At 37.5% G+C, this 12,706-nt stretch carries 12 protein-coding genes, 1 tRNA gene and 1 pseudogene; 11 read left to right on the forward strand and 3 right to left on the reverse strand.

Annotated features, from left to right (window positions below):
* Window positions 1–127 precede the first annotated feature (127 nt).
* The 4 genes from plsX to ACFILO_RS05845 all read left to right on the forward strand — a co-directional run bounded on the left by plsX (window position 128) and on the right by ACFILO_RS05845 (window position 3,314).
* Window positions 128–1,198 carry a phosphate acyltransferase PlsX gene (gene plsX, locus ACFILO_RS05830; protein ID WP_375613059.1) on the forward strand — a complete coding sequence of 357 codons (1,071 nt, stop codon included), beginning with the start codon at window positions 128–130 and terminating at the stop codon, window positions 1,196–1,198.
* Window positions 1,199–1,247: 49 nt separating this feature from the next.
* Window positions 1,248–2,222, forward strand: a complete 975-nt coding sequence (locus tag ACFILO_RS05835; protein ID WP_375629381.1) for a beta-ketoacyl-ACP synthase III — start codon at window positions 1,248–1,250, stop codon at window positions 2,220–2,222.
* 77 nt (window positions 2,223–2,299) lie between these two features.
* A complete protein-coding gene (locus ACFILO_RS05840) occupies window positions 2,300–2,614 on the forward strand; it encodes an integration host factor subunit alpha (protein WP_273791377.1) in 315 nt (104 codons plus the stop codon).
* A gap of 196 nt (window positions 2,615–2,810) precedes the next feature.
* On the forward strand, window positions 2,811–3,314 hold the full coding sequence (locus tag ACFILO_RS05845; RefSeq protein ID WP_375607116.1) for a MerR family transcriptional regulator: 504 nt from the start codon (window positions 2,811–2,813) through the stop codon (window positions 3,312–3,314).
* A gap of 1,048 nt (window positions 3,315–4,362) precedes the next feature.
* On the opposite strand, the gene thrS is transcribed toward ACFILO_RS05845, so the two are convergent.
* The 3 genes from thrS to ACFILO_RS05860 all read right to left on the reverse strand — a co-directional run bounded on the left by thrS (window position 4,363) and on the right by ACFILO_RS05860 (window position 7,230).
* The gene (gene thrS / locus ACFILO_RS05850; protein WP_375611577.1) at window positions 4,363–6,339 is read right to left on the reverse strand and encodes a threonine--tRNA ligase; all 1,977 of its coding nucleotides are present in this window, start codon (window positions 6,337–6,339) and stop codon (window positions 4,363–4,365) included.
* A 111-nt stretch (window positions 6,340–6,450) separates the two neighbouring features.
* The gene (yidD, locus tag ACFILO_RS05855) at window positions 6,451–6,801 is read right to left on the reverse strand and encodes a membrane protein insertion efficiency factor YidD (protein WP_375632204.1); all 351 of its coding nucleotides are present in this window, start codon (window positions 6,799–6,801) and stop codon (window positions 6,451–6,453) included.
* Window positions 6,802–7,230 carry an iron-sulfur cluster assembly scaffold protein gene (locus tag ACFILO_RS05860; RefSeq protein WP_375653703.1) on the reverse strand — a complete coding sequence of 143 codons (429 nt, stop codon included), beginning with the start codon at window positions 7,228–7,230 and terminating at the stop codon, window positions 6,802–6,804.
* A gap of 125 nt (window positions 7,231–7,355) precedes the next feature.
* On the opposite strand from ACFILO_RS05860, the gene folE reads away from it, so the two are divergent.
* The 7 genes and pseudogenes from folE to ACFILO_RS05895 form a co-directional block, all read left to right on the forward strand.
* Window positions 7,356–7,967, forward strand: a complete 612-nt coding sequence (folE, locus tag ACFILO_RS05865; protein ID WP_375653705.1) for a GTP cyclohydrolase I FolE — start codon at window positions 7,356–7,358, stop codon at window positions 7,965–7,967.
* A gap of 137 nt (window positions 7,968–8,104) precedes the next feature.
* Window positions 8,105–8,189, forward strand: a tRNA-Leu gene (locus tag ACFILO_RS05870).
* Window positions 8,190–8,382: 193 nt separating this feature from the next.
* Entirely contained in the window at window positions 8,383–9,555 is a 1,173-nt protein-coding gene (locus tag ACFILO_RS05875; protein ID WP_375607121.1) for an alpha/beta hydrolase, read from the forward strand.
* 137 nt (window positions 9,556–9,692) lie between these two features.
* Window positions 9,693–10,214, forward strand: a complete 522-nt coding sequence (locus ACFILO_RS05880) for a hypothetical protein (RefSeq protein WP_375677964.1) — start codon at window positions 9,693–9,695, stop codon at window positions 10,212–10,214.
* Between the two features lie 608 nt (window positions 10,215–10,822).
* Window positions 10,823–11,410 (forward strand): hypothetical protein, encoded by a 588-nt coding sequence (locus tag ACFILO_RS05885; protein WP_375677965.1) that lies wholly within the window; start codon window positions 10,823–10,825, stop codon window positions 11,408–11,410.
* Window positions 11,397–11,702, forward strand: coding sequence for a hypothetical protein (locus tag ACFILO_RS05890; RefSeq protein WP_375677966.1), 306 nt, complete (start codon window positions 11,397–11,399; stop codon window positions 11,700–11,702). Before ACFILO_RS05885 ends, ACFILO_RS05890 begins: the two co-directional genes overlap by 14 nt.
* Window positions 11,654–12,706: pseudogene (locus tag ACFILO_RS05895) on the forward strand (hemagglutinin repeat-containing protein); the annotation flags it as partial. The gene ACFILO_RS05890 and the pseudogene ACFILO_RS05895, both read left to right, overlap by 49 nt.

Consider the following 12,706-nt stretch of genomic DNA (forward strand, 5'->3'; position numbering starts at 1 on the left):
TCTATTGTATGCTAAACGGTATTTTCTGCGGAGCGATTTTCGCAAGATGTGCTGTGTGAGTATTCAGGAGCTAAAAATCATAATATGTATTTAAAGATATAAATGAAAAGATGTGGGATATGCAAGCGTGATTAGAATTTCTGTGGATGTCATGGGCGGTGATTACGGTCCAGAAGCAGCTATTGCAGGAGCAGCAATTGTACAAAAATATTTATCAAATATTTATTTTCTATTTTATGGAGTAGAGGAGGCTGTTCGTCCGGTTTTAAAAAAATATCCCTGTTTGGATTCTGTATCGCGCTTTTGCCCTACAGAAAGTTATACACGCATGGATGAAAAGCCAAGCCAAGCACTTCGTAATGGACGTGGTAAATCATCAATGTGGTACGCCATTGAAGCGGTAAAAAATGGTGAAGCTGATGCTTGCATTTCTGCTGGTAATACGGGTGCACTCATGGCCATGTCTTATTTTTGTTTGAAAATGCTTGCAGAGGCTGAACGTCCTGGTATTGCGGGTATCTGGCCAACACTGCGCAGTGAGAGTATTGTTTTAGATATTGGAGCAACAATTGGTGCCTCTGCTAGTCAGTTGGTTGATTTGGCGGTTATGGGAGCAGGTATGTTTCGCGCTTTATATCACACTGAAAGACCAAGTGTTGGGCTTTTAAATGTGGGGGTGGAAGAGGTTAAAGGACTTTATGAAATAAAAAAAGCAGGAATGATATTGCGTGAAGTGCAATTAGAAGGATTGGAATATAAAGGATTTGTTGAGGGCAATGACATTGGAAAAGGAACAGTCGATGTTGTTGTGACAGAGGGGTTTTCTGGTAATATTGCTTTAAAAACCGCAGAAGGAACCGCGCGACAGATAGGAGAGATTTTAAACTCTGCAATGCGCAGTTCTTTTTTAACATCTCTTGGTTATTTTTTATCACGGGGTGCTTTTCGTATACTGAAACATAAAATGGATCCTGATAGGGTGAATGGAGGAGTTCTTTTGGGTTTGAATGGTGTTGTTATAAAAAGTCATGGCAGTGCTAATGCTAATGGCTTTGCTTCTGCTATCCGCGTTGGTTATAAAATGGTTAATAATGGACTTTTACAAAAAATAACGGCTGATTTACGGCGATTTCATGAAAATAAAGCAACACTTTTTGACCAAGAAGATGAAGCGGTGATGAATGGAGAGTCCTTATGATAAGCTCTTATAATAGAAATAAAAAATTTGAAGAAAAGGTAAGAGCTGAATGATTCGGTCAATTATACGTGGTGTAGGAAGTGCTTTGCCGAAAAGAAGTTTATCAAATGATGAGATTGCAAAGTTTGTTGAAACGTCAGATTCATGGATTGTTCAGCGTACAGGAATACGCCAACGTTATATTGCCAGTGAAAATGAAACAACTGTTTCTTTAGGAGTTGAGGCTGCGCAAGCAGCACTTACAAATGCTGGTTTAACAATAAAAGACATCGATTGTATTATTTTAGCAACGTCCACCCCGAATCGTACTTTTCCTGCTTCTGCTGTTGAAATTCAGCATGCTTTGGGAATGAGCCATGGATTTGCTTTTGATATTCAAGCTGTTTGCTCTGGTTTTATTTTTGCTTTAACAACAGGAGATTCTTATTTACGGTGTGGAGGGGCTAAAAGAATTTTAGTTATTGGATCCGATACATTTTCTCGAATTTTAGATTGGGAAGATCGTACGACATGTGTTTTGTTTGGTGATGGTGCTGGTGCTGTTATTTTGGAAGCACTAGAAACTGAGGGTGATATTGCTTTTGAGCGTGGTATATTGTCTGCGAAATTGCGCTCTAATGGTGCTTATATAGATAAGCTATATGTTGATGGTGGACCTTCAACAACACAAACGACAGGCTATTTGCGTATGGAAGGACGAGAAGTTTTTAAATATGCTGTTGGTATGATAACGGATGTGGTTGATGATTGTTTTGCAGCTGCAGGTATGGATTCTTCACAACTAGATTGGTTTGTACCTCATCAGGCTAATAAGCGCATTATTGAAGCATCTGCTAAAAAGCTGGGAATTTCACTAGATAAAGTTGTGATTACCGTTGATCAACATGGTAATACGTCTGCTGCATCAGTTCCGTTGGCTTTAACAACAGCTGTTTGCGATGGAAAAATAAAAGAAGGAGATCTTATCATGTTAGAAGCCATGGGAGGTGGATTTACATGGGGAGCAATTCTTATTCGTTGGTAAATTATGGCTACTTGACCATATTTCAAGAAAACGTATAAGTCATTTTGTAATTTTTAATATTTTAATAGGTGGTTATAATGACAAGTAAGACAGTAACGCGTGCAGATTTAGCGAGCGTAGTTTGTAAAAGAGTGGGCTTGTCACATACTGAATCAGCAGCTTTAGTCGAATTGGTTTTGGATGAGATTTGCAACTCACTTGTAAGAGGTGAAGCGGTTAAATTATCTTCTTTTGCAACTTTTCAGGTTCGCAGTAAAAATGAACGTGTTGGACGCAATCCAAAAACAGGTGTTGAAGCACCGATTCCGCCGCGACGTGTTGTGACGTTTAAGGCTGCCAATGTCCTTAAACAGAGAATTTTAGATTCGCATCGTGCAAAACAGAAAAAATGATATCTCATAAATAAATGCCATGGTATGTTTGGTATTTGTTAAAGAAATGTATAAAATAAGGGTCTTTATTTTTTAGAAAAAGACTGGTGAGTAAGGTATCAATGATGGTCTTATTTTTGACTAATCTTGTTGAGAAATTGAGACAGAATGAGTCATTGTGAAGTAATTTATTTTGTTTTAAATAAGGTGTTACAAAATGGATAAAAGCTCTGATGCTTTTCGCACAATTAGCGAAGTAGCGGAGTTATTGGAGCTTCCGCAGCATGTCTTAAGATTTTGGGAAACACGTTTTAGGCAGATTAAACCAATGAAACGTGGGGGAGGAAGGCGCTATTATCGTCCGGTCGATGTTGATTTGCTCAATGGTATTAAGCAGTTACTATATGATCAGGGTTATACAATAAAAGGTGTGCAACGCCTTTTGAAAGAAAATGGTGTTGCTTTTGTGACTGCATTGGGTAATGGTGATCTTGATGCTATGAATGTGGTCATAGAGAAGAAACATGCAGGACAAACTTCTGAAAATGCTAGCAATAAGCCTAAGAAATCTTCTTTTGGGCTTTTGAGTTTCATGAGGAATGAGGGAGAAACATCTGTCGGTTCTGTGAATCTTTACAAAGATAAAACTGATAAAGCATTGTTACAAGAAATTCTGTTTGAACTCATTGAATGTAAGCGTGTTCTTGATAGAGCACGATAATAATATTTTTTTATTTTATATGTGTTTCGTAGATATTTAGATGTTTTATGGATGTGCCCAGAATTTTATACGTTCAACGAGTAGTCATATATCGTATGTGTATATTTAACGAGTTTTTTATAAGAGTTTTTCATTTGGTAAAACATGAAGAAGAGAAAGAATAAACGCTGAGTTTTGCCATTTTTTTTGATTTGGCTTTATAAAAATTAAGGCAATATCTCATCAGTGTAGATTGCGGGATGTAGAATGCCATTAGCTTACCAATTCATGTGCTTGTTTTAAAGAGATGTTTCTTAAGGCTTCTTAATCTTATTTTACCATAATGCCTCGTGAATGATTAATGGTAAACTCGTTGAGTACCGCTATTTTTATACTTATGAAGGTTCAAGTCGGCATCATCATTATAATTATAGCCTGTTCTCAATGACTGCAACAATTCTTAGCACTTTAGGCGGTTCATTGTAGGCATTTTAAAAGTCCTTTCTCAATAATTTTTATCCACACACTCATTCCGCTTGTTTCGTGCAAGCAAATGATTTTGATAGATTCAACATAAACATATTAAAAATAAGAGAAGCCTATGATATTCGAAACCTTATTTAATATGAATAACGATATATTATCATTATAAATCAATATCTTGTCCTTTTTATAAGGGCTTATCTTACGAATAAGAAATATCATTGTTCAGCTAATTTTACATATTTTTTATTAATAAATATAATCTTGTTTTCAGTTTTCTTGCTTGATGTTTCTATAATTATTGTAATGATCTATCCATGATAATAGCAGAATTTTTTCATTATAAAGGTAAAAGATTAATGTTATTATTAATATTCAATTGTCTATGATTTTTGCATTTAAACAGCTCATAGCTTACATTCAACTTTTTCACCAATCTACCTTGTAGAGAAAGAGCACGTTATTCTTTCTGATGATAGGTCATTGTGCATGAAACAAAAACACACTACAATATCAAATTATTTCATTTTGTACAAAAACTGAAGATTTATAGTAAAAAATTAACGTATTACCATCTTCTGTGGTATTATGCATTTATTACACGTTGCAAATCTGGAGGTGTTGCTTCATTTGAGAGTTGTTTAATCACATCTTCTACAGATAAAAGGGTTTGATTTGTACTTCCTAAGCGGCGCATGTTTACGCTGTTTGTTTCAGCTTCACGTTTGCCACATACCAAAATTACGGGGACTTTTTGTAAAGAATGTTCTCGTATTTTATAGTTAATTTTTTCATTGCGGAGATCTATTGTTGCGGAAAGCCCAACAGCTTTAAGTTTTGCTGTTATTTTTTGGGCATATTCATTTGCTTCGGATGTAATTGTTGCAACAACAATTTGTTCAGGAGCAAGCCAAAGTGGCATATGTCCAGCAAAATTTTCAATTAATATACCAAGAAAACGCTCCATTGATCCAAAAATAGCACGGTGGATCATAACAGGTTGACGTTTTTCTGAATCTTTATCAATATAGAATGCACCAAAACGTTCAGGGAGATTAAAGTCTATTTGTGTTGTTCCACATTGCCATTCACGACCGATAGCATCCTTTAATGTATATTCAAATTTTGGACCATAAAATGCTCCTTCACCTGGAAGGATGCTTGTTTTGATTTGTCCTGCAAATTTTGTTTCAATCGTTTTAAGGACAGATTCCATGATACTTTCTGCATGATCCCATAATGCATCAGATCCAACTCGTTTTTCTGGACGTGTTGAAAGCTTAAGACTAATTTCTTTAAAACCAAAATCAGCATAAGTTGATAAAATAAGATCATTAATACTGAGACATTCATCGGCTAATTGTTCATCAGTACAAAAAATATGCGCATCATCTTGTGTAAAACCACGCACACGCATAAGACCATGTAAAGAGCCTGAAGGCTCATAACGATGAACAAGTCCAAATTCAGCAAGTCTAATAGGCAAATCACGATAAGATTTTAAACCATGTTTAAAAATTTGCACATGACCAGGGCAATTCATTGGTTTAAGGGCATAAACATTCCCATGATCTGAATCTTCTTCTGCTGAAATTACTTTGAACATATTCTCCTTATACCAACCCCAATGGCCAGATATTTCCCAGAGTGACCTATCGAGAACTTGTGGTGCATTAACTTCAGCATATTGATGATCATCAAGGCGTCTACGCATATAGCTGATCAAATTTTGGAACATTTTCCAACCTTTTTTGTGCCAAAAAATCATTCCTGGCCCTTCTTCTTGAAAGTGAAATAAGTCCATTTCACGTCCCAAGCGGCGATGATCACGTTTTTCAGCTTCTTCTAGCATATGGAGGTAGGCTTTTAAGTCATTTTCATTTGCAAATGCTGTTCCATAAATTCTCGTGAGCATTGGATTATTGGCATCGCCACGCCAATAAGCTCCTGCAACTTTCATTAATTTGAAAGCATTCCCAATTTGCCCTGTAGATTGCATGTGCGGTCCGCGACAAAGATCAAACCACTCCCCTTGATAATAGATTTTTAAATCTTGATTTTCAGGAATGCTATCAATAAGTTCAACTTTATAAAATTCCTTTTTCTCAGAAAAAACTTTTCTTGCTTTTTCACGAGACCAAATTTCTTTTCTAAAAGGTTTATTGCGTTGGATAATTTCACGCATTTTCTTTTCAATGACGGTGAGATCATCTAATGTGAAAGGTTGTTGGCGTGCAAAATCATAATAGAATCCGTTCTCAATGACAGGACCTATTGTTACTTGCGTTTCAGGAAAGAGCTCTTGCACTGCTTCAGCAAGGACATGGGCGCAATCATGCCTTATGAGCTCAAGAGCGCGTGAATCTTCTCGGGTAATAATCTCTACTTGACCAGATTGTCCCAATGGATCCGATAAGTCTCGCGTGATACCATCAAGACTATAGGCGACTGCTTTTTTTGCAAGTGATTTAGAAATAGATTCTGCTAATTCCAAGCCTGTCATTTCGGCGGGGTAATTACGTTTTGAACCATCGGGAAAAAAAAGAGAAATAGAGCAAGACATAAAAACACCCTTTTAATCCAATTCCGCTAACGATTGCGGATGGTTTCGTGAAAATTGAGTAAAAAGCTTATAGACTAATTTTTTATCAATACATGTGAAAAAAGAAAAGGATTATTTGTTGTGTTTGTCAGAAATTTTCCAGTAACGCCAAGGTTTATAAAAACAGCAAGAATTTCCAAGCGATGGAGGGACTGGATCAAAGCCATCTGTTCCAAAGGGCCCACAACGCATGATACGAAAGAGTCCCATCCATGCACCAGCCCAAAGCCCATGGCGAGCAATCGCTTCATATGTATATTCTGAACAAGTCGGAGCATGGCGACATTGATTGCCTATAAGGCTCGAAAGTGTTATTTGATAGAACCGTATTAAGAAAATACCCAATAATCGTCCGGGTGTTTTTTTCCAAGTGCCTGTGTAATTCCGAGTCAACTTTTTTTGTCTAGATTGTGATTTGAACATTTATTTTTCTTCAATTTTTTGAATGCAGTCTATCATTGCATCAAAGGGTAGTAGTGTTGCTGCATGGCGCACTTTATAGTCTTTAATGGGCTGTAAGCAAGAAAAATCCTCAAATGGAGCTTGAGGAGAAGGACCATTTTGCGTTAGCATTTGGTAGATAACTTCACGCAATATTTTAAGATCTTGAGTTGTTTGTCCGATGATATGAGATGCTAAAAGTGAAGCTGAAGCTTGCCCTAGCACACATGCATGTATTTCGTGAGCAAAATCGGTAATAATACCATTTTCCACTTTTAAATCTACAGTGATTGTCGAACCACAAAGGTGTGCATGTTTTCTTGATGTTGCATCAGGATTATTAAGACGCCCAATTTTGCCTATATGTGCAGCATATTTAAGTATTTTATCATTATAGATATTATCAATCATGCGCTATTGCCTGAAATTTTGAGAGTCGTGATTGTTTAAACTTTTAATTCGCTTATATAGAGATTATACAAAATGAGATAGGTATGGAGCAAATGCTTTGTATAGAGTAAGCTTGGAGTTTTTGAATGCGTAATGTTGTTAAAGAAGACGCAATTTTATCTGAAGAAAAGCGTCCGAGTATTGAAAAGGTGGAAGAAGCGATTCGTACATTACTCTTATGGATAGGGGAAAATCCAAATAGAGAAGGGCTTTTAGATACTCCAAAACGTATAGCCAAGGCATATCGCGAGCTTTTTAATGGTTATAGTCAATCGGTTAAAGAAACCTTAGGTACAGTTTTTGAAGAGGTTTCAGGATACAATGAAGCCGTAATCGTAAAGAATATACCTTTTTATTCACACTGTGAGCATCACATGATCCCAATTATTGGGAAAGCACATATAGCATATCTTCCTAATGCAAAAATTGTTGGTCTTTCAAAAATTGTACGTGTTGTAGATATTTTTTCTCGTCGTTTACAAACTCAAGAAGCTATGACAGCGCAAGTGGCTCACGCGTTAAAAACGTATCTGAAGCCTCATGGTGTAGCAGTATTGATTGAGGCTGAGCACATGTGTATGGCTATGAGAGGAATCCAAAAACAGGGCTCTACAACAATTACAAAAAACTTTCATGGTTATTATGAAAAAGATCAAGCGGCACAAGCACATTTTATGATGATGGTTCAAAGGTCATAGTAAAGCCCATATTTCTCGTAATCTCTATTAAATTATAAAGCATCCGGATAAAATAAATTATGAGAAAAAGAAAATTGGCTTGTACCTTTCTTTATGATTTGTTAAAGGCTAAAAACCAAGATTTTTTCTTTCCACGTGCGGTCGTGGCGGAATTGGTAGACGCGCAGCGTTGAGGTCGCTGTGGGGCAACCCGTGGAAGTTCGAGTCTTCTCGACCGCACCAGTTCGCAGGGAGTCTCTCCATAATGAGATGAAGTTATGTTAGAGAGAGGGGATTTATAGGCATTATAGAAAAATCTTTTTTGTATGTTATTTGTTGGTGTGTTGCCAATAATGTTTCGTTTTTTATTACTTTATCTATGCATTTGAAATGTTATATTTTTATAAGGTGGGGTGAAGTTGCAGTGAGAAGTATAATGATTCTGAGATATTTAACACTTCTTATTTGTATTTCTTTATTATCAGCGTGTAGTGATTCACGTGCTGTACTTTGGCATGGGGTGCATGCAACACCTTCTATGACTGCCGTAGAAAGGGAAGTTGAAGGGAAACCAGTTTCTCCAAAAGCCATCGTTCCAGTGTATGTTGCAACGAGTCGTATGATGCAAAATAATTACGCTCAACCTTATGGTGCAGAGCGATCAAATAAAGTTCATTATAATCGTGTTGACGTAGGAATTCCTCAGCAACATGTAAAGGGAGTTGTTGAAATAAATGCCTATAAACCTACGCATGATAAGTATTTTGCAGCAGTAGCATTGCAAAAATACGATAATAAAGAACAGTTTAAACAGCAATTAAATGCTGCTTTAGCAAAAAAGCCAAAAGGAAAAAGAGAAATTTTTCTTTTTATCCATGGGTATAATAATAATTTTGCAGATGGTACATTTCGTACAGCACAGTTTACACACGATTATTCTTTAAATGTTGTCGCTGTGCATTATTCTTGGCCTTCGGCCGGATCAGTTCCTCTTTATATTTATGATCGTGACAGTGCTAATTTTGCCCGTGACGGATTGATAGAGCTTTTAACACTTATTAGTGAAACCAATGCTGATCAAATTTCGGTTATTGCACATTCTATGGGCAATTTTGTTATAATGGAAGCATTTAGAACGTTAGCGTTACAGGGAAAATATAGGCCTATTCGTCGTATTACAAGTTTATTAATGGCTGCACCAGATATTGATGTTGATGTATTTGAGCGCCAACTTAATGATATAAAAAAACTTCCGCAGCCAACCGCTATTTTAGTATCCAGAGCGGATAAAGCTCTTGCGGTTTCAGGACGTCTTACGGGTGGACATCATCGTGTGGGCGATGGCTCAGATATTGAAATGTTGCGTAAAAATGGAATAGCTGTTCTTGATTTTTCTCATGTGGATGGGGGAGCACACAATGTCTTTGCATCTTCGCCAACGTTGATGGCTCTTTCTCGAGAAGGTTCTTTGGCTTCCACAATTATGCAAGGTACAGAATTGTCACCTAGTCAAGCCCTTCTTGCTGATGGTAGTAGTGTGTTGGAAAAAACAACACATCTTATCCTTTATACACCTGTACGTTTTCTCTCTCCACGGATTCCACGTTGATCGTGAAAAGAGAGAAGGGGCTCCATCGAATAATGTATTGGAGGTAATATTTTTTAGCACTTTCTTTAGAATGGTCTTGTAAAATGAAAAATAAATAGCGGGATGAATGTAAAAAACAGTCATTAGGTGAGTTTGTGATGATTGCACGGAAACGCTATGTTAATACGCCTACAGTTGTTGATTATTTATCTCATTCCGCAATTAAGTTATTAGATATTCATGCTATGCTTGTGAAGGTGAGAAAAGGTGATATGGGGGAAAAACCAAATTTATTGCGTCAAATTGATTCTACAAAAAAACAGTTAGATGAGATAAGCCATGCTCTTATTTTAGAATATCGTAAACGCCAAGAAAATGAGCGTTTTTTAAAACAAATTCTGCTATCCATTTCTGATCAACTTTTTGCACTTAATAATGGTTTTAAGGAAACAGGACGTCTTTTTTTTCAAGAAGTTAGAATACTTCAATCTCAGATGCAATGTTTATATGAGGGAAAGGAGAGGCTGCATTTGTTGAATAGCCAAGAATCTTTTTGTTCTCCGTCAAAGATTGATGAAGTCATTAAACAGTTACAAAAAGCACGAGAAAAGCTTATTCTTGAAAGCCCACATCTCTTTGAAAAAAGCACAAAAGCTAAACAATCAAAGTTCTTTAGTTGAGCAGATAGATAATTTGAATTTTACAGCAAAAACGCTGTTAGATAGAAGGCTATAACCTTTTTAAAGAAAAGAATTTGCTTTAATAAATGAAACACATGTATTTTATAATCACACTCTTTATCGCATTAAAGCTTTAGAAGACTTTGGTTATATCTTTGCTAAAGTTAAGGCTTATGTTAAGTTGAGCTTTCAAATGCTTCGCACAGGAGAGCCGCTTACGAATAATTTTAAAGTGTTATCTTTATTGGCTGGCTGCTCAGTAAAAAAATTCAGAAGGCATTAGATCTTTTATTAGAAACTGGACACATCATTTTTTTAGAAGATGGTTGATTGTGGAACCCAGATGTTGCATTAGAATTAAATGATAGCAAAGAGAAATCAGAAGCAGCAACAAAAGCAGCTCATTCTAGATGGCATAAAACAAAAGGTAAAAATGACAATAATCATATAAAAGAAAACGCATATGCGGATTGCATGCAGAGCGCATACGATGCGCATAGTGTTGCGCACTGCGAACGCAATGCCATTAACATTAACATATATAAAAAAATAAAACTAACGTTTTATCAAAAAAAGAAATTGATTTTGAAGATTTAGAAACAATCGATTTGGTTGACGAGCCAATCGAGTGTGATGTTGAAAGCCAATCAAAGCAAACCAACCAACCTCCTATTCACGAGCAAGAAAGCGTTCCTAAGAAAGCCAAGCGAAGTAAGGGGAAAAAAGAACTTGGAAGCGTACCAGAAGATTTTGAACCTGATTTGCAATACGCAATCGATAAAGGCTTAACGCATGATGAGGCGTTATTAGAATTCGAAAGATTTAAACTTCATTGGAAAGCCAACCCATGTCGAAATGCAAACAATCGCGATTGGCAAAGTGTTTGGTGTGGTTGGATTATTAACCAGAATGGAACGCTCGCCAAGAAATTAGAACAGGAGAAACGATATGCAAACGAACGCTATAAGCTCTCAACAAACAATTTCATAAACAGCCTTTCACAAAGCTTCAGTACACTCAAATCAGCAATCACCACTAGCGATTCTTATGGATCAGAATGCAGCAGAGATACAGAGGCTATCAGTTCATTTGCAAGCACTTGCCAAGAGAGTGGACCGGAGTGTGTATCCTCCAACCTCTATGCATGGAAAGCCGTTGACGCTGGAGGAGAAAGCGCAAGTTTTGCAAGACTGTAATCGCTTACAAGCACTGCTTTCACGGAAAGTTACGGTTGAACATATCGAGGCGGCTGCTTATTTGCTTTCTGGTCTAAAAATACCGGCAAATATAGACCTGAATGTTATCGCTTTGAACTATAGCATAGCGCTAGCAGACGCTTTAGAACATACCCTTAAACAGGCTGTTAAGGATATCATATGCGGAAAAGCAAAGGGCTTGTCGAAAAACCTTTATGCTAACAGGAGCAGAGCTTGCAGAGTGATGCTTATTTTGAATATCGTCTGGTGGGTGAGCAAATCTTTGAGCTGACAGGCAATCGCACTCTTCTTGATGTTGAAGATCCCAATGCTCAAATGCAAAGGCTTTATGACAATGCTGTGGAGCAGCAGGGTCCTTTGGGGTTAGTGCTAGGCAAGCCCTTAACGCCTCAGCAGATTGCTGAGATCAAAAAGGATATGATCTGGCTTGAAATTCACCTTGTCGACGGACAAGAAGTCTTGGTACCCCACGTTTATTTGGCACCAACCTCCTCTTCAGAACAAGGGATAAAAAACGGCACAAGGATTGCAAGGAAACCTTGCCAGTGCGCGTTTGAAAGGGAATGGGGTCACCTTGAATGCGGACCGTCTTACCAATAGCGGTGCTGTGGTAAGTGATGATGCATTGCATGTTTCGACCACGCAAACATTGTTTAATGATGGTGGTTTTTTAGATGCCAGAGGTGCTGTAGAACTCACCAGTAACGGTCTTTTAGCCAATTCTTCCGGTGTTATTCATGGTGATACGGTTACCATGACGGGTGGAACGATTGTCAATAGTGCCGCTAAAATCCGTGACACGAATGAATATGGTTTTGTTGATCGAGCTGGGCAGAAGGGACAAATTCTCTCTGATCATGAATTAAACATTCAATCCCTTGGTGATCTTGGCTCAGAGGGGGGGAATTCACCAGCGGCGGTCCGATGACGGTGATTGTCGGTGGTTCTGCTACGTTTGGTTCATTAGTGCTAGAGAATGACCATAAGGAAACATTGGAAAAAGGGCATTATAACGCCCAAAGCAGTGAGCACCGTTTGACAGAAGTCAACAGTGATGGAGATTTGACCATTGTCACAGGTGGTGAACTGAACCTTGAGGGAAAGTTTAAAACCAAGGGCAATGGAGATTTCACCAGTGGTGGCGCTCTCAACGTGGTTTCAGAGCAAGATTTTAACAGTTTTGATTTGGATCTGAGGAGCAAAGAAGGCGACAAATCGAAGCAAAAGAATAAGTTTCGTCAACAATCAACAGAAGTTACTACAAACAAAACCACG

Origin of the sequence: Bartonella sp. AP72JLCBS (assembly GCF_042195705.1) — a bacterium.
Classification (GTDB): domain Bacteria; phylum Pseudomonadota; class Alphaproteobacteria; order Rhizobiales; family Rhizobiaceae; genus Bartonella.

Coding starts and splice junctions, on each gene's coding strand:
- ACFILO_RS05835 (WP_375629381.1), top strand. CDS start 1,248: ATGATTCGGTCAATTATACGTGGTGTAGGAAGTGCTTTGCCGAAAAGA.
- ACFILO_RS05840 (WP_273791377.1), top strand. CDS start 2,300: ATGACAAGTAAGACAGTAACGCGTGCAGATTTAGCGAGCGTAGTTTGT.
- ACFILO_RS05845 (WP_375607116.1), top strand. CDS start 2,811: ATGGATAAAAGCTCTGATGCTTTTCGCACAATTAGCGAAGTAGCGGAG.
- thrS (WP_375611577.1), bottom strand. CDS start 6,339: ATGTCTTGCTCTATTTCTCTTTTTTTTCCCGATGGTTCAAAACGTAAT.
- yidD (WP_375632204.1), bottom strand. CDS start 6,801: ATGTTCAAATCACAATCTAGACAAAAAAAGTTGACTCGGAATTACACA.
- ACFILO_RS05860 (WP_375653703.1), bottom strand. CDS start 7,230: ATGATTGATAATATCTATAATGATAAAATACTTAAATATGCTGCACAT.
- folE (WP_375653705.1), top strand. CDS start 7,356: ATGCGTAATGTTGTTAAAGAAGACGCAATTTTATCTGAAGAAAAGCGT.
- ACFILO_RS05875 (WP_375607121.1), top strand. CDS start 8,383: ATGATTCTGAGATATTTAACACTTCTTATTTGTATTTCTTTATTATCA.
- ACFILO_RS05880 (WP_375677964.1), top strand. CDS start 9,693: ATGATTGCACGGAAACGCTATGTTAATACGCCTACAGTTGTTGATTAT.